Source organism: Shinella sp. CPCC 101442 (assembly GCF_024704725.1).
Classification (GTDB): domain Bacteria; phylum Pseudomonadota; class Alphaproteobacteria; order Rhizobiales; family Rhizobiaceae; genus Shinella.
Genome location: NZ_JALIQS010000002.1, coordinates 268,332 through 284,991, shown reverse-complemented (window position 1 = coordinate 284,991; position 16,660 = coordinate 268,332). Strand labels below are relative to the sequence as shown.

Sequence of the window (16,660 nt, the reverse complement as noted above, 5' to 3'; positions counted from 1 at the left end):
TGGCCGTGCATGATCGACTTTGCGGGCTTTATGCGGCCTCGCCTTGCCCTTACTGTCCGCCGCATGGTTGCTGATTCTGCCAAAGGCCCCAGGCCGAGCCTGACCGAAACGCTGTTTACGCTGTTCCTGCGGCTGGTGGCGGTGGCCTCGCTGTGGTTTGCATTGCAGTACTGGGCGATGCTGACGGGCTTCTCCTTTAACGGGCAGGGTCGTTTCGATCTGCTGCCGCCGGCCTGGAAGGCGGCCTATACCGCGCTTGCCGTGCTCTTTCCCGTGGCGGGTGTGGGCTTGTGGCTTCTCGTGTCCTGGGGGCCGGTCATCTGGCTCGTCGCGGCCGCCACGGAAATCGTCATGCACGAGGCCTATCCGTCGGTTTTCGGCATCGACCGGACGCTCGTTTTCATGCATGTGGCGATCGCCGTCGTCTTCGTTCTTTTCCGCATTGCGCTCTTCATCCAGCGCCGCCGGCAGGCCCGTACGGTAAGAACTGATTCACCCTGAGACAGGGTCGCCCTCCGGTAAGGCGCTGTTAAGCCTGCGGTTTAAGTAGAATTTTAGATGCATTCGTTAGGTTCTCACTCAAGGCGGGAAAACAAACCACACCGCCAAACAAAACAGTGAGGCAGAAACCATGAACACGAAGATGAAGCCCCAGCAGGCCCCGGTCGTCGATACGCAGGAAGATGCGATCCGCAACCTCTATCTGGAATCCCTCCACCTCGTCGAGCGTCTGCACCGCCGCCTGCTCGACGTCATCAAGGACGAGTTCGACCGCGCCGGTCGCTCCGATGTCAACGCCGTCCAGGCGCTGCTCCTCTTCAACATCGGCAACTCGGAACTGACCGCCGGTGAACTGCGCTCGCGCGGTTACTATCTCGGTTCGAACGTGTCCTACAACGTCAAGAAGCTCGTCGATCTCGGCTTCATCAACCACCAGCGCTCGCGCATCGACCGTCGCTCGGTCCGCATCAGCCTGACGGAAAGCGGACAGGAGATCGCCGAAACCGTCGCCAAGCTCTACGAGCGCCATATCGGCTCGATCCAGAAGGTCGGCGGCATCGGCGAAGGCGAATTCAACCAGATGAACAAGCTGCTCCAGCGCCTCGATCGCTTCTGGAACGACTCGATCCTCTACCGCCTGTAATTCGATCCGACATTTCGACCTCCTCCACAAAAGCCGGCCGCGTTCCCTGCGCGTCCGGCTTTGCCGTTTTTGCCGCTACCCTCTTTCGAGGCTCACCGTCCGCAGGATGAGAAACGAACATAGGGTGGCAGGAAGATGCCTTGCTCGTTTTCCAGTTGGGTAAAGCGCTGCTTGTCGAGAACCTGCAGGTCGATGACCTTCCGGCAGGCAAGTGAAAACTGTGAAAGGCCGCCAAAGGCGATATAGACGATCTCGTCGCTGTTCGGGTCCTCGTGTATTTCGGTGACGGGAACCGTAAATTTCGAGCAGATTTCGGTCTCGGCATTTGCGCTTTTTTTAGCGTCGGCAGGTGTGTCCAGGCGGAGGGTGCAGAGCCCGAAGATGTCATCGCAGTAGATTTCGCCTTCAACGGACCAGACGGGCTTGTTCTCTCTATGAGCTGCGAACTTGACCCGTTTCTTCCAGTTGCTCCCGATTTCGGCGTTCTCCTGCGTGTAGACCATTCGGGTCTTGTCGAATTCAAGCGCGTAAATTGCCCGGTCCGATGGGCAAGGCGCCGCGTTTGCTGGCGCTGCCGCCAGCGCCAGCGCCGTTGCAAGCGGTATCGTCGCCTTCAAAATCCTGCCAGACGTCATATGTCCCCCGTACCCCAATTCCGTTTTCGGCCGATGACACGCTGCCTTCGCGATAGCAAAGCAAGGCGTGCGTGGCGGACACGGTGATAACACGGTGAAGGGGCTTTTCCGACTGATGTCGGACGTATTTGCGAAAGCTGGCTTGTTGACGAAGCCGTGCATTTTTGCCGCGCCGTCTGGTCTGGCAATCCGGCGGCAAGGCCCCGAGACACGAATTGGCCATATTGCTATGAGACCCGGACGCTGGGCTTAAGGTATGCGCGGGCGGCAGGGCCGGTTTGCGTTTGTTAACCCTATTCGTGATAGCTGCATCGGGTATGGACCCTCGGGTCACGTGCCCAAGGCGCACCCGCCGCTTTGAACGGCGTCTCAGGAGATGGTAGGATTGATGTCTCGCAAAACCGGAATTGATGTGTTCTCGCGCCGCGCATTCCTGCGCTCCGCCGCGACCTTCGGCGCGGCTGCCGTGGCCGGCCCGACGCTGGCCCAGACGGCCCTCGACGACATTCTCAATGCTCCGCGCCGCGGCAACTGGGACGACCAGTTCGATGCCCAGGCTTCCCGCGCGTCCGCCGCCGTCGAATCCAACAATCCTGTCCTCGGCCCGGGCTCGATCCCGAACATCCAGCAGGCGATTTCCGACTATCAGCAGATCGTGTCCGCCGGCGGCTGGCCGCAGGTTGGCTCCAGCCAGAAGCTTCAGATCGGCGTGGTCGACCCCTCCGTGCAGGCCCTGCGCCAGCGGCTGACCATTTCCGGCGACCTGCCGCGCGCCGCCGGCATGTCCAATTCCTTCGATTCCTATGTGGACGGTGCGGTGAAGCGCTTCCAGGCGCGCCACGGCCTGCCGCAGGACGGCGTGCTCGGCGAATATACGCTGAAGGCGATGAACGTGCCTGCCACGACGCGCCTGAGCCAGCTGAACACCAATATGGTGCGTCTCCAGACCATGTCGGGCGATCTCGGCCAGCGCTATGTCATGGTGAACATTCCCGCCGCCTATATCGAGGCGGTCGAGGGTGGTCGCGTGGCGCTCCGTCACGTCGCCGTTGTCGGCCGTATGAGCCGTCCGACGCACATCCTCAACTCCAAGATCTACGAGGTCATCCTCAACCCGTACTGGACCGCGCCGCGTTCGATCATCGAGAAGGACATCGTTCCGCTGATGCGCAAGGATCCGACCTATCTTGCGCGCAACAACATCCGCCTGATCGATGGCAAGGGCCAGGAAGTCGCGCCGGAAACGGTCGACTGGAACGCCGAGAAGGCACCGAACCTGATGTTCCGCCAGGACCCCGGCAAGATCAACGCGATGTCCTCGACGAAGATCAACTTCCACAATCCGAACAACGAATATATGCACGACACGCCCCAGCAGGGCCTGTTCAACAAGCTGATGCGCTTCGAATCCTCGGGCTGCGTGCGCGTACAGAATGTACGCGACCTGACAAGCTGGCTGCTGCGCGATACGCCCGGCTGGTCGCGCGAGCAGATCGAAAGCGTCATCAACACGCGCGTCAGCTCGCCGATCAAGCTCGCTGTCGAGGTTCCGGTCTATTTCGTTTACATCTCGGCCTGGTCGGCGCGCGACCGCGTCGTGCAGTTCCGCGACGACATCTACCAGATGGATGGCGCAACGGAGCTGGCGCTCCAGAGCGGCATCGGCACGGAAAAGGCGGTCGGTTCTCCCGACGAAGATCTGCTGCCGCAATAAGGCGATTTGTCTGACTTTTGCCAAGGCCCCGCTTTCTCCGGAAGGCGGGGCCTTTGTCGTTTTTGTTGCAGAAGACGCGCGGAAATGGCGCAAACCGTGGAGCGGATATTGCCCTTGCCATGCGAGGACGATAAACACCGTGCCACCCACCCTTAAGGAGCCTCGAGGATGAGCCAGTCTTCCGCCACCGACGTTTTCTTCACGCGTTCCCTTGCCGATACCGACCCGGACATTTTCGGCTCGATCCAGAAGGAACTCGGTCGCCAGCGCCATGAAATCGAGCTGATCGCGTCCGAAAACATCGTTTCGCGCGCCGTGCTCGAAGCCCAGGGCTCGATCATGACGAACAAGTATGCCGAAGGCTATCCGGGCAAGCGCTACTACGGCGGCTGCCAGTTCGTCGACATCGCCGAGGAGCTCGCCATCGAGCGTGCGAAAAAGCTGTTCGGCGTCGACTTCGCCAACGTCCAGCCGAATTCCGGTTCGCAGATGAACCAGGCCGTCTTCCTCGCGCTGCTGCAGCCGGGCGACACCTTCATGGGCCTCGACCTGAACTCGGGTGGCCACCTGACGCACGGTTCGCCGGTCAACATGTCCGGCAAGTGGTTCAACGTCGTGTCCTACGGCGTGCGTGAAGGCGACCACCTGCTCGACATGGACGACGTTGCCGAGAAGGCGCGCAAGAACAAGCCCAAGCTCATCATCGCCGGCGGCACCGCTTACTCCCGCATCTGGGACTGGAAGCGTTTTCGCGAGATCGCCGATGAAGTCGGCGCGTACCTGATGGTCGACATGGCCCACATTGCCGGCCTCGTGGCCGGTGGCCAGCATCCGTCGCCGTTCCCGCATTGCCATGTTGCAACGACCACCACGCACAAGTCGCTGCGCGGCCCGCGCGGCGGCGTCGTGCTGACGAACGACGCGGACATCGCCAAGAAGATCAACTCGGCCGTCTTCCCGGGTCTCCAGGGTGGCCCGCTGATGCACATCATCGCCGCCAAGGCCGTTGCCTTCGGTGAAGCGCTGCAGCCGGAATTCCAGGACTACGCCGCACAGGTCGTCAAGAACGCCAAGACGCTTGCCGAGACGCTGAAGGCCGGCGGCCTCGACATCGTTTCCGGCGGCACCGACAATCACCTGATGCTCGTCGACCTGCGCAAGAAGAACGCGACCGGCAAGCGCGCGGAAGCCGCTCTCGGCCGCGCCTATGTCACCTGCAACAAGAACGGTATCCCGTTCGACCCCGAAAAGCCGTTCGTCACCTCGGGCGTGCGTCTCGGCACGCCGGCCGGCACGACCCGCGGCTTCAAGGAAGCCGAGTTCCAGGAAATCGGCAACCTGATCGTCGAGGTCCTCGACGGCCTCAAGGTCGCCAATTCCGACGAGGGCAATGCAGCGGTCGAAGCGGCCGTGCGGGAGAAGGTCGTCAAGCTGACGGATCGTTTCCCGATGTACTCCTACATGTAAGGAAATGGCATGCGCTGCCCCTATTGCAGTTCGGAAGATTCGCAGGTGAAGGATTCCCGTCCCGCAGAGGACGGGGCCGCCATTCGCCGTCGGCGCATCTGCCCGGATTGCGGCGGTCGGTTCACGACCTTCGAACGGGTGCAGCTGCGTGAGCTGATGGTCGCCAAGAAGACGGGCCGCAAGGCCCCCTTCGACCGCGACAAGCTGCTCAAATCCTTCGAGATCGCGCTTCGCAAACGGCCCGTCGACCGGGACCGCATCGAACGCGCGGTCTCGGGCATCGTGCGCCGGCTCGAAAGCTCCGGCGAGACGGAAATTTCGTCTGAAGAGATCGGTCTCCAGGTGCTGGAGGCCTTGAAGGCGCTCGATGACGTGGCCTTCGTGCGTTACGCCTCCGTCTACCGCGACTTCTCCCATGTCGACGACTTCGAGAAAATCCTTTCCGAAGTCGCGGCCAAGATCGCCCGGGATCCGGGCGCTGACGGCTAGATGCCGGGCCCGGTCGCAGACGACGAACGCTTCATGGCAGCGGCGATCCGCCTCTGCCGCCGCAATCTCGGCCTGACTTCCACCAATCCCTCCGTTGCCTGCATCATCGTCAAGGACGGCGTGATCGTCGGTTCCGCCGTAACGGCGCCCGGAGGTCGGCCGCATGCGGAAACGCAGGCATTGGCCATGGCCGGCGAAGCCGCGCGCGGCGCAACGGCCTATGTGACGCTCGAACCCTGCTCGCACCATGGCAAGACGCCGCCCTGCGCCGATGCGCTGATCGCCTCGGGCGTTGCCCGCGTCGTGGTCGCGGTGACCGACCCGGACGGGCGCGTGGCGGGCAGGGGGCTCTCCATGTTGCGGGACGCCGGTATCGTGGTCGAAACCGGCCTGCTGGAGGCGCAAGGCAAGGCAGCGCTGGCCGCCTACCTCTCCCGGCAGACGAAGAAGCGGCCCTATGTGACTCTGAAACTTGCCGTTTCCACCGATGGCATGCTTGGCCATCTCGGCGCGGGGCAGGTGGCCATCACTGGCCCGATCTCGCGCGGCCAGGTGCATGTATTGCGGGCGGAAACGGACGCGATCCTCGTCGGTATCGGCACCGCGATGGCCGATGATCCGGAACTCACCTGCCGGTTGCCGGGTCTTGAAACGCGCTCGCCGGTGCGGATCGTGCTCGATCCGCGGCTGGAGCTGTCGCCCGGATCGAAACTCGTGCGAACGGCGCTGCTGGTGCCGGTGATCGTGGTGACGGCGAAGGACGGCAAGGACGATCCGGCTTTTGCCGCCCGCAAGGACGCACTGGAAGTCATGGGCGTCGAGGTGCTGATCTGTGATCCGCGCCGGCTCGATGCACTGCTGGCGGCGCTTGCGACACGCGGCATTTCCTCGTTGCTCGTCGAGGGCGGCGCGCGGACCGCACAGTCTTTCCTTGATGCCGGACTCGTCGATCGCATCCTGCTGTTCAATGGCGCTGCTGCCCTTGGCAAAGAGGGGATCGCGTCCCCATGTGTGTCCGGAAAGGTGCCGGCGGGCTTTTCGCTTGGCGGCACGGCGCGCTATGGCGCGGATAGTCTTGAAGAATACGAAAGAGACGAGTGATGTTTACCGGTATTGTCACTGACATCGGAACGGTCGAGAAGGTCGAGCCCATGAATGCGGGGGTCCGCCTGCGCGTGCGCACCAACTACGACCCTGCCACCATCGATATGGGCGCCTCGATTGCCCATTCCGGTACCTGCCTGACCGTCACGGCGCTGCCGGAAGAGGGCACGAATGCCCGCTGGTTCGAGGTCGAGGCCTGGGAAGAGGCGTTGCGGCTGACGACGATTGCCGGCTGGACGGCCGGTACCAGGATCAATCTCGAACGCTCGCTGAAGATCGGCGACGAACTCGGCGGCCACATCGTCTCCGGCCATGTCGATGGCAAGGCGGAAATCCTCTCCGTCGAAGCCGAGGGTGACGCGACGCGCTACCGCATCCGCGCACCCGAGGGGCTGGAGCGATTCGTCGCGCCCAAGGGTTCGGTCGCGCTGGACGGCACCTCGCTCACCGTGAACGCGGTCGATGGTGCGGTTTTCGACGTGCTGCTCATCCGTCACACGCTCGAGGTGACCACGTGGGGCGAGCGCAAGGCCGGCGACTTCGTGAACTTCGAAGTCGATACGATGGCGCGCTACGCGGCACGGCTCGCGGAGTTCCCCGCACCCAAGGCGTGACGAGTGCGTGACTCCAACGCGCTGTGTCTCGTATCGACACAGCGCGGCCTGACGTTCCCTTCGTCACGGTAACGATATCGATACCTCTAGGCCTCTAGTGTCCGGCCATTCGGACGCAGGAGGCCGTTGCGGCATGGCACCCGACTATAACACATTGTTGCTTGCGATCGGCCTTGCCGGCTTCTGCCTGTCGGCAACGCTGTTTGCCACCTGGCTCTCCGCAAAGGTCGAACGTTTCCTGCTCTGCTGGTCCATCGGTATCGGCTGCATCGTGCCAGCGGTCATCGTCTACGGCCTCTACATCGAGCGCCCGACCGTTGCCGTCGGTTGCCTTGCATTCCTGCTGCAATTCCTAGGCTTTGCCTTCATCTACGGCGCGGCCTACCGCTTTCGCACCGGCCTGAACGGGCGGCGGCGCATTGTCGGCGTGTTTGCCGCATGTACAATCCTTTCCGTTCCGTGGCTCGTTGCCGGCTATGACGGCCTTGCCTTCATCGCGCTCAATGTCCTGATCGCCGCCTGCCTCGTGGCAACTGCGCGTGAATACTGGTGGGGCCGCGACGAGGCGCCGTTGCCGCTGACCGGGATCGTCATTCTGTATCTGCTGACGGCGCTGTCCTTCGTGTTCTGCGCCGGCGTGCTCATCCACGAGGGCAAGTGGGTGATGGGGCATGCGCCGGACAACTGGGCGGAAAACCTCAACCTCATCGTGGCGATCCTGGGGATCACCGGCATCGGCGCCATGTCGCTGGCGCTCAACCAGTGGCGCGTCGCCGGCAGCCATCACCGCGCCGCCATGACCGACGCATTGACCGGGCTCCTCAATCGCCGCGCGCTCTTCGACCGCTATGAGGGCGAACCCGTGACCGGCCACATGGCCGCCATCGCCTTCGACCTCGACAATTTCAAGTCCGTCAACGACCGGCATGGCCACGCCGCTGGCGATATGGTGCTGAAGGTATTTGCCGGCGTGCTGCGCGATGTCTGCGATGCATCCGCCTGCATGGCCCGCCTCGGCGGCGAGGAGTTCGTGGTGGTGCTCGACCGCACCCTGCCGGACCGGGCGCAGCGTATCGCCGAGCGTATCCGCATGGATTTTGCGGCAAAGCTCATACCCATCGGCAGGCGCTCCATCACCTGCACGGTGAGCGCCGGCATCGCTTTTGGCAGCGACGACGGCACCAGTTTCGATTCCCTGCTGAGCAATGCCGACAAGGCGCTCTACATGTCGAAGCGCGGCGGCCGTAACCGCGTGTCCCTCGCCGCCTGACGCCTCAGGCGCCGGGCTCGCCTTCCCAATAGTCCACGTCCTTGCCCGTATGGCCGATGGTGCGGAATTCCGTTCGCCCGCCGAGCGCACGGCGCGTCTTGGCGAGGAATTTCCCGGAATCCGGATATTCGCAGATCTCCGTCGATGCCATCGATGAGATGGAGAGATACTTTAGCGGCACCGTGCCCGTATTGATGATCTGGTGTGCCGTCTCCGGCCCGCCGGCCGGCGCACCAAGCACGTCGCCGGGGCCGACCAGATACCGTTCCCCGCCATACCGATAGGTGCCATGGCCCTCGAGAATGACGAAGAGCTCGTCCTCGACATGGTGGCTGTGGAAGGGACAGCCGGATTTTCCCGGCGGCACCTCGCCATAGCCGATGCCCAGATCCTTGAGGCCGAGCGCGGCACCGAAGGCGGTGTCTCTGCTTTCGTAGAGGCTGCCCTGCGTCCAATGTTCGAGTTGCAGCTTGGCAAGCGTGACGACGGGCGGTGTTTGTGCGCTCATGGGACATCTCCTCGTAACGGCATCCCATCGTTCCCATTACGTTCCGGTATGTCAATGCCACGATGCCCGGCGGCCGGGGCGGGGAGGGTTGAAATCGCCGTATCCGGTGGAAAACTCTTGCCAAGCATCGCCCGTCGTGGTTTGACCGCCGCCTCTGCCCGCATTTGCGTGGCCTGCCTCCAATTTTCAGGTGATACATGGCCAACACCGATAATCCCCATCTTCTCATCGTCGAGGCGCGCTTCTACGACGACATGGCCGATGCGATGCTCGACGGCGCAAAAAATGCGCTCGATACCGCCGGCGCCACCTATGATATCGTGACTGTCATGGGCGCGCTCGAAATCCCTGCTGCCATCGCCATGGCGCTCGACGGCATGGACAACGGCGGTACCCCGTATGACGGGTTTGTCGCGCTCGGCATGGTCATCCGTGGCGAGACCTACCATTTCGACATCGTCGCCAACGAATCGAGCCGTGCCCTCATGGACCTCGCCGTCAGCGAGAGCCTGCCGATCGGCAACGGCATTCTGACCGTCGAGAACGACGAGCAGGGCTGGGCGCGTGCTCGCCGTTCGGAAGGCGACAAGGGCGGCTTTGCGGCCCGCGCGGCACTGACGATGATCGAACTGAAGAAGAAACTGGGCGGCGAACAGTGACGACGGACAAGGACCAGCAGCCGGTAAAGCCGGCCAACCAGCGTGGTGCGGCGCGCCTTGCCGCGGTGCAGGCGCTCTACCAGATGGATATCGGCGGCTCGGGCGTGCTCGAAATCGTCGCCGAGTACGAGACGCATCGTCTCGGCCAGGAACTCGACGGCGACACCTATCTCAAGGCCGATGCGTCGTGGTTCCGCTCGATCGTTGCGGGCGTCGTGCGCGACCAGCGCCTGCTCGACCCTTTGATCGGCACCGCGCTTCAGGACGACTGGGCGCTTTCCCGGCTCGATTCCACCGTGCGCGCCATCCTGCGCGCGGGCACCTTCGAGCTGAAGGAACGCAAGGACGTGCCGATCGCCGTGATCGTCACCGAGTATGTCGAGATCGCCAAGGCGTTCTTCGAGGATGAAGAACCCAAGCTGGTGAATGCGGTACTCGACAGGATCGCCAAGCAGCTTCGGCCAGACGCACGCAAGTAACGGTAGGCAGCATGAGCACGGGGTCGGTCGAAGGTCTTGAACGGGAGCTTTCGGCCGCACGCCGCAATGTCTTCCTTTTGATGTTTGCGCAGGCGCTGCTCGCTTCGGCCGGACCGATCGCCTTTTCCATCGGCGGCCTCGCGGGGTATAACCTGCTCGGCGAGGACAAGTCGCTCGCAACCGCTCCACTGACCGGCTTCAATATCGGCGTCGCGCTTGGCGCTGTCTTCGTGGCGATTGCCGCCCGCATGCTCGGCCGCGCCTATGGTTTCATCGTCGGCGCCTTGATCGGCGCTGCCGGCGGCCTTATGGCCGCCATTGCGCTCTTCCGCAGCGATTTCTGGCTTTTTGCAGCCGGTTTCGTGCTCATCGGCATTTCCGGTGGCTTCGCCCAGAAAATCCGTTTTGCCGCGGCGGATGCCTCGCCCTCCTTCTACAAGCCGCGCGCCATTTCCTGGATCCTGGCCGGCGGTGTCATTTCGGCCATCCTCGGCCCGCAGGTGGTGATCCTCACCAAGGATATGTTCGAGCCGGTGCTGTTTGCCGGCGCCTTCGTGGCGCTCGCGCCGCTCTGCCTCTCGGCGATCGTGCTTTTCCTGTTCCTGCGCCTGCCCGACCACAAGGCGGCGGGAATCGCGAGCGGCGAGGCGGCGCGGCCGCTTCGCGAAATCGTGCTGACCCAGCGTTTCCTCACCGGCATGATCTGCGGCATCTCCACCTATGCGCTGATGACCTTCATGATGACCGGCGCCCCGCTCGCCATGGTTATCGGCTGCGGTTTTTCGCCCGAGATGGCGACGCTCGGCATCCAGTGGCACGTGCTCGCCATGTTCGCGCCGAGCTTCTTCACCGGCATGATCATCCAGCGTTTTGGCGCGGAGAAGGTGGTGGCTGCTGGCCTAGTCATTCTCATGGCCTGCGCGGCGGTCGCCCATGCCGGGATCGAACTCTGGAATTTCTGGGGCGCGCTAGTGCTGCTCGGGGTGGGCTGGAATTTCGGCTTCATCGGCGCTACCGCCATCGTCGCCTCCAGCTATCGCCCGCACGAGGCCGACAAGGTGCAGGGCTTCCACGATATCATCCTGTTCGGTGCCGTGGCGCTCGCATCCTTCTCTTCGGGCAAGGTGTTCAACGCCTATGGCTGGCAGACGATCAACCTGCTGTTCTGGCCGATCACCGGTATCAGCCTCCTGCTCGTCCTGCTTTTGCTTTTGCGCAATCGCCGCGCCGCCGTCTAATCGGTTCATATCGACCGACGCCGAAAAATCCGTTTGGCAGAAGCGGTTGCCGCAGTGCGGCGGCTTGACGCAGCCGATTCGCAAACGCACTCTGGCCGCGCGCCGGCCCCCGTCTTGTGAGGAGGCAAACGGGAGCGGGCGCATATCGGCTGCGGGGAGAGGACCCCGTGGTTTCCTAGGAGGACAGAGCGAAATGACCATATTGTTTGGCGTTATCGCATGCGGGTTGCTCTCGGTGGTTTATGCCATCTGGGCGACACGGTCGGTGCTTGCCGCTGACCAGGGGAATGCCCGCATGCAGGAAATTGCAGGCTATATCCGGGAAGGGGCGCAGGCCTATCTCACCCGGCAGTACAAGACCATTGCCATTGTCGGTGTTGTCGTCTTCGTCGGCACCTGGCTGCTTCTTTCTGCTACGGCTGCCATCGGGTTCCTGATCGGCGCCGTCCTGTCCGGCGCTGCCGGTTTCATCGGCATGCATGTTTCCGTCCGCGCAAATGTGCGCACGGCGCAGGCAGCGTCCGTCAGCCTGTCCTCCGGCCTCGACATCGCCTTCAAGTCGGGTGCGATCACCGGCATGCTGGTAGCCGGCCTCGCGCTTCTCGGCGTGTCCATCTACTACTGGTTTCTCACCGGCGTTCTCGGCCAGGAGCCGGCCTCCCGCGAGGTCATCGATGCGCTCGTCGCACTCGGCTTCGGCGCTTCGCTGATCTCCATCTTCGCCCGTCTCGGCGGCGGTATCTTCACCAAGGGTGCAGACGTCGGCGGCGATCTCGTCGGCAAGGTGGAAGCCGGTATTCCCGAAGACGATCCGCGCAACCCGGCCACCATCGCCGACAACGTGGGTGACAATGTCGGCGACTGCGCCGGCATGGCGGCCGACCTTTTCGAGACCTATGCGGTGACGGTCGTCGCCACCATGGTTCTCGCGGCCATCTTCTTTGCCGGCACGCCGGTCCTGGCCTCCGCCATGGTCTACCCGCTGGCCATCTGCGGCGCCTGCATCATCACCTCGATTATCGGTTCCTTCTTCGTCAAGCTCGGCTCTAACGGCTCGATCATGGGCGCCCTCTACAAGGGGCTCATCGTCACCGGCCTGCTTTCGGTCCTGGGCCTGGGCGCGGCGACCTCGCTGACGGTCGGCTGGGGGCCGATCGGCACGGTGGCCGGCAAAGAGATCACCGGCACCAATCTCTTCATCTGCGGCCTCCTCGGCCTCGTCGTGACGGCGCTCATCGTCGTCATTACCGAGTACTACACCGGCACCAACAAGCGCCCGGTGAATTCCATCGCCCAGGCTTCGGTGACCGGTCACGGCACCAACGTGATCCAGGGCCTTGCCGTCTCGTTGGAATCGACGGCTCTGCCGGCGATCGTCATCGTCGGCGGCATCATCGCCACCTACCAGCTGGCCGGCCTCTTCGGTACTGGCATCGCGGTGACGGGCATGCTCGGCATTGCCGGCATGATCGTGGCGCTCGATGCCTTCGGCCCGGTCACGGACAATGCCGGCGGCATCGCCGAAATGTCCCACCTGCCGCCGGAAGTGCGCAAATCGACCGACGCGCTCGATGCCGTCGGCAACACGACCAAGGCCGTCACCAAGGGCTATGCGATCGGTTCGGCGGGCCTCGGCGCGCTCGTGCTGTTTGCCGCCTATTCGAACGACCTGGCCTACTTCGCGGCGAATGGCGACAAGTATCCCTACTTCGCGGATATGGGGCCGATCTCCTTCGATCTCTCCAACCCCTATGTCGTCGCGGGTCTCATCTTCGGCGGCCTCATCCCGTATCTCTTCGGCGGCATCGCGATGACGGCCGTTGGCCGTGCCGCGGGTTCGATCGTCGAGGAAGTCCGCCGGCAGTTCCGCGAGAAGCCGGGCATCATGGCCGGGACCGAGCGACCGGATTACGGCCGCGCTGTGGACCTGCTCACCAAGGCCGCTATCCGCGAGATGATCATCCCTTCGCTGTTGCCGGTGCTCGCGCCGCTCGTCGTCTATTTCGGCGTGCTGCTCATTTCCGGCTCGAAGGCCTCGGCCTTCGCGGCGCTTGGCGCATCGCTTCTTGGTGTGATCGTCAACGGCCTCTTCGTGGCGATCTCCATGACGTCGGGTGGCGGCGCCTGGGACAATGCCAAGAAGAGCTTTGAAGACGGGTTCGTCGACAAGGACGGCACGCGTCACATGAAGGGTTCGGAAGCCCACAAGGCCTCCGTCACCGGCGACACCGTCGGCGATCCCTACAAGGACACCGCCGGCCCCGCCGTGAACCCGGCGATCAAGATCACCAATATCGTGGCCTTGCTGCTGCTCGCCGTTCTCGCCTGACCGGCACGGCGCTCAAAAGAAAACCGCGGGGAGCGATCCCCGCGGTTTTTGATTCCGTTGGCCGGAGAGGCGTGGACTTATTTCTGTGCGCCCAGCGCGTTCTGGATCATGCTGGCCGGGTTTGCGCCACCCTTCAGCAGCTGGCCGAGGAAGGTCGTTTCCGCACCGCCCGTCGGCGTAACGCGGGCGATCATATCGAAGACCTTGCCGTCCTGCAGCGTATAGTGCGCTAGGCGCTCTACATTGCCGTCCTTGTTGAAATAAACGGCGAGGATGCTCTGCTCGACGAGCTTCGGCTTCATGAACGCGGCCGGCCGGGTGCGCTTCTGCGAGACGTAATAGAAGACTTCATTGTCGAAGGTCGCGGTCGAGGACGGCGAGCCGAGCGACAGCAGAACCTGCTCGCGCGAAGAGCCGACGGGCGCCAGTGCCAGCGTTTCCTGATCGACGACGTAACCCTGATGCAGAACTTCACCGGCACCCTGGCAGCCCGCGAGGATCGATGCGGAGAGGGTGGCGGCAATGGCGGCGTTACGCAACAGCTTCATCTTCACAGAATCTCTCTTCACAACATCCCAGGGACTATGATGGCCGCGCAGCCATTGCAATTCATGCCTGCTTCGGTAAACCAGCTTCGAGCCTCATGCAACATGACATGCAATGGCTCCATGGTTTGAATCGGGCAAAACTAGGCTTTATGATGATTTTCGGCCTGTTCGGCAAAAAAAACGGCAATCGGCGCATCGTTGAAAAGCAGTATGCGACGCTTACAACAGCTGCGCGGCATACCTATCTCTATGAAGTGCTTGAGGTTCCCGACACGGTCATGGGTCGCTTCGAGATGCTTTCGGCGATGCTGATCCTCTATTTTCGCCGGACCCGCGCAAGCGGAACCTCCGGCCAGGAAATCGCCCAGGAGATCGTCGATGCATTCTTCGAGGACGTCGATCACTCGATTCGCGAACTCGGCGTCGGTGATGTCGGCGTGCCCAAGCGCATGAAGAAGTTCGCCGGCATGTTCTATGGCCGGCTGGAGTCCTATGCGGCAGCGCTCGATGGCGGCGACCGCGCGGGGCTTGCGGCCGCACTCCGGCGCAACATCTACCCCGAGGCCGGCGAGGGCGCGCCAGCCATGGCGGGGCTTGCGGACTATCTCTTCGCTGCGGAAGCGGCGATGGCCGACGTCAGCGATGATGACATACAGACCGGCGCGCTCGCGGTTGTTGAGCCCGGCCGCGACGACACGCCGCCTGAGGGCGGCCGGAAGGCGAAGTGATGCATACAGACGACGAAACGCCGTTCTCCTACCCCGTCAAGGTGGCCCATATCTCGGCCAACGCCGTCGAGGTGAAATTGAGCGCCAACGATCGGGAACGCGCCGGCCTGGCCGACCTCTGGTCCGTGCTCGAGGTCAAGGCGCTCGACGCGACCTTTACCGTTCAGCGCTGGAAGCGGGACGGCGTGCGGCTGAAAGGCCGCGTCACCGCCGATATCGTACAGGCCTGCGTGGTCACGCTCGATCCCGTCGAATCCCATATCGACGAGCCGGTCGAAGTCGTCTTCGTGCCTGAGGGCTCCAAGCTCGCGCGGATGCCGGTCGCGATCGAGACAGGCGAGGTGCTGCTCGATCCCAACGGACCGGACGCACCGGAAATCTTCACCGGCGATACGATCGATGCCGGCGCGGTGGCCGCCGAACATGCCGCACTCGCCATCGACCCCTATCCGCGCAGGGCCGATGTCGCCTTCTCCGAACATATCGAAGGCACCGACGAGGACGACAAAAAACCGTCGCCTTTTGCCGTTCTGAAGGACTGGAAAAAAGACTGAACGGCTCTAAACGCGCCGGATAATTCAGTTGTCACCCCCGCGAAAAGCGGTATTTTGGCCGAATTCCGCCATGGCAGTTCGGCTGCCGGCGGGAAATGAATCAAAAAAGGCAAAGCACGCGTGGTCAGAATTTCTGTCGATGTCATGGGTGGCGATTTCGGCCCGAAGGTCGCAATCCCTGGCGCAGCCAAGGCTCTTGAGCGCCATCCCGACATCCGCTTCGTGCTCTTTGGCAACGCCGCCGAATGCGAACCGCTGCTGGCGCAGCATCCCAAGCTGAAGGCTGCAAGCGTCTTCCATCATTGCGATGTCGCTGTTGCCATGGACGAGAAGCCGAGCCAGGCCCTGCGCCGGGGTCGGGGAAAGTCCTCCATGTGGCAGGCGATCGATGCGGTCGCCAAGAACGAGGCCGATGTCGCGGTCTCCGCCGGCAATACTGGCGCGCTGATGGCCATGTCGAAATTCTGCCTGCGCATGATGGCGAATATCGAGCGCCCGGCGATCGCCGGCATCTGGCCGACGCTGAAGGGCGAAAGCATCGTGCTCGATATCGGCGCGACGATCGGCGCAGACGCCAACCAGCTCTTCGACTTCGCCCTGATGGGCGGCGCCATGGCGCGTGCCCTTTTCGAGATCGACAGGCCGACGCTCGGCCTGCTCAATGTGGGCGTCGAGGAGATCAAGGGCCAGGAAGAGGTCAAGGCCGCCGGCCAACTCATCCGCGAGGCTAATTTCGACACGATTGACTACTATGGCTTCGTGGAAGGTGACGATATCGGTCGCGGCACCGTGGACGTGGTGGTCACGGAAGGTTTTGCCGGCAACATCGCGTTGAAGGCTGCGGAAGGCACGGCGCGGCAGATCGCGGAATATCTGCGCGCCGCCATGTCGCGCACCTGGCTTGCCAAGCTGGGCTACATTCTGGCCAAGAGCGCGTTCGACCGCGTGCGCGAGAAGATGGATCCGCGCAAGGTGAACGGCGGCGTCTTCCTCGGCCTCAACGGCATCGTCATCAAGAGCCATGGCGGCACCGATGCCGAGGGCTTTGCCGCGGCTGTCGACGTCGGCTATGACATGGCCCGCAACGGCCTGAAACAAAAGATCGAAAACGATTTGCAGAAGTATCATGCCGGCCGCCCCGTCGAGGGCGCCGCCCAGGCCATGAACGACGAGGAATAGA

18 protein-coding genes are annotated in these 16,660 nt (G+C 63.0%); 15 read left to right on the top strand and 3 right to left on the bottom strand.

Going from position 1 to position 16,660, the window contains the following annotated elements:
- The first annotated feature begins 30 nt into the window (after nt 1-30).
- Both MUO32_RS06615 and ldtR read left to right on the top strand, forming a co-directional pair.
- Nucleotides 31-501, top strand: a complete 471-nt coding sequence (locus MUO32_RS06615) for a DUF6163 family protein (protein WP_308311278.1) — start codon at nt 31-33, stop codon at nt 499-501.
- A 130-nt stretch (nt 502-631) separates the two neighbouring features.
- Nucleotides 632-1,144, top strand: coding sequence for a transcriptional regulator LdtR (ldtR, locus tag MUO32_RS06610; RefSeq protein WP_257947435.1), 513 nt, complete (start codon nt 632-634; stop codon nt 1,142-1,144).
- Nucleotides 1,145-1,236: 92 nt separating this feature from the next.
- Here ldtR and MUO32_RS06605 read toward each other — a convergent pair whose 3' ends face one another.
- A complete protein-coding gene (locus MUO32_RS06605; protein WP_257947434.1) occupies nt 1,237-1,779 on the bottom strand; it encodes a hypothetical protein in 543 nt (180 codons plus the stop codon).
- Nucleotides 1,780-2,167: 388 nt separating this feature from the next.
- On the opposite strand from MUO32_RS06605, the gene MUO32_RS06600 reads away from it, so the two are divergent.
- The 6 genes from MUO32_RS06600 (at nt 2,168) to MUO32_RS06575 (ending at nt 8,437) form a co-directional block, all read left to right on the top strand.
- A complete protein-coding gene (locus tag MUO32_RS06600) occupies nt 2,168-3,493 on the top strand; it encodes a murein L,D-transpeptidase (RefSeq protein WP_257947433.1) in 1,326 nt (441 codons plus the stop codon).
- A 168-nt stretch (nt 3,494-3,661) separates the two neighbouring features.
- Complete coding sequence (glyA, locus tag MUO32_RS06595; protein ID WP_257947432.1) at nt 3,662-4,960, top strand: serine hydroxymethyltransferase; 1,299 nt, start codon at nt 3,662-3,664, stop codon at nt 4,958-4,960.
- A 9-nt stretch (nt 4,961-4,969) separates the two neighbouring features.
- Nucleotides 4,970-5,449, top strand: coding sequence for a transcriptional regulator NrdR (nrdR, locus tag MUO32_RS06590; protein WP_257947431.1), 480 nt, complete (start codon nt 4,970-4,972; stop codon nt 5,447-5,449).
- Nucleotides 5,450-6,550, top strand: a complete 1,101-nt coding sequence (gene ribD / locus MUO32_RS06585) for a bifunctional diaminohydroxyphosphoribosylaminopyrimidine deaminase/5-amino-6-(5-phosphoribosylamino)uracil reductase RibD (RefSeq protein ID WP_257947430.1) — start codon at nt 5,450-5,452, stop codon at nt 6,548-6,550.
- On the top strand, nt 6,550-7,167 hold the full coding sequence (locus tag MUO32_RS06580; protein ID WP_257947429.1) for a riboflavin synthase: 618 nt from the start codon (nt 6,550-6,552) through the stop codon (nt 7,165-7,167). The genes ribD and MUO32_RS06580 overlap by 1 nt, the downstream gene beginning before the upstream one ends.
- A 133-nt stretch (nt 7,168-7,300) precedes the next feature.
- Nucleotides 7,301-8,437 (top strand): GGDEF domain-containing protein, encoded by a 1,137-nt coding sequence (locus MUO32_RS06575; protein WP_257947428.1) that lies wholly within the window; start codon nt 7,301-7,303, stop codon nt 8,435-8,437.
- Between the two features lie 4 nt (nt 8,438-8,441).
- Here the strand turns inward: MUO32_RS06575 and MUO32_RS06570 are convergent, their stop codons facing one another.
- Nucleotides 8,442-8,945, bottom strand: a complete 504-nt coding sequence (locus MUO32_RS06570; protein ID WP_257947427.1) for a cupin domain-containing protein — start codon at nt 8,943-8,945, stop codon at nt 8,442-8,444.
- A gap of 197 nt (nt 8,946-9,142) precedes the next feature.
- On the opposite strand from MUO32_RS06570, the gene ribH reads away from it, so the two are divergent.
- From ribH to MUO32_RS06550, 4 genes are all read left to right on the top strand, one after another.
- Nucleotides 9,143-9,604 (top strand): 6,7-dimethyl-8-ribityllumazine synthase, encoded by a 462-nt coding sequence (ribH, locus tag MUO32_RS06565; protein ID WP_257947426.1) that lies wholly within the window; start codon nt 9,143-9,145, stop codon nt 9,602-9,604.
- Entirely contained in the window at nt 9,601-10,083 is a 483-nt protein-coding gene (gene nusB / locus MUO32_RS06560) for a transcription antitermination factor NusB (protein ID WP_244760590.1), read from the top strand. The genes ribH and nusB overlap by 4 nt, the downstream gene beginning before the upstream one ends.
- Before the next feature lie 11 nt (nt 10,084-10,094).
- Nucleotides 10,095-11,321, top strand: coding sequence for an MFS transporter (locus MUO32_RS06555; RefSeq protein WP_257947425.1), 1,227 nt, complete (start codon nt 10,095-10,097; stop codon nt 11,319-11,321).
- A 193-nt stretch (nt 11,322-11,514) separates the two neighbouring features.
- Nucleotides 11,515-13,650: a sodium-translocating pyrophosphatase gene (locus tag MUO32_RS06550; RefSeq protein WP_257947424.1), complete on the top strand. Its 2,136-nt coding sequence runs from the start codon at nt 11,515-11,517 to the stop codon at nt 13,648-13,650.
- Nucleotides 13,651-13,727: 77 nt separating this feature from the next.
- On the opposite strand, the gene MUO32_RS06545 is transcribed toward MUO32_RS06550, so the two are convergent.
- Complete coding sequence (locus MUO32_RS06545) at nt 13,728-14,198, bottom strand: outer membrane protein assembly factor BamE (protein WP_257947423.1); 471 nt, start codon at nt 14,196-14,198, stop codon at nt 13,728-13,730.
- 152 nt (nt 14,199-14,350) lie between these two features.
- On the opposite strand from MUO32_RS06545, the gene MUO32_RS06540 reads away from it, so the two are divergent.
- The 3 genes from MUO32_RS06540 to plsX all read left to right on the top strand — a co-directional run bounded on the left by MUO32_RS06540 (nt 14,351) and on the right by plsX (nt 16,659).
- Nucleotides 14,351-14,926 (top strand): ubiquinol-cytochrome C chaperone family protein, encoded by a 576-nt coding sequence (locus MUO32_RS06540; RefSeq protein WP_257948211.1) that lies wholly within the window; start codon nt 14,351-14,353, stop codon nt 14,924-14,926.
- Entirely contained in the window at nt 14,926-15,480 is a 555-nt protein-coding gene (locus tag MUO32_RS06535; RefSeq protein ID WP_257947422.1) for a DUF177 domain-containing protein, read from the top strand. The genes MUO32_RS06540 and MUO32_RS06535 overlap by 1 nt, the downstream gene beginning before the upstream one ends.
- Nucleotides 15,481-15,600: 120 nt before the next feature.
- A complete protein-coding gene (gene plsX, locus MUO32_RS06530) occupies nt 15,601-16,659 on the top strand; it encodes a phosphate acyltransferase PlsX (RefSeq protein ID WP_257947421.1) in 1,059 nt (352 codons plus the stop codon).
- The last annotated feature ends 1 nt before the right edge of the window (nt 16,660 follow it).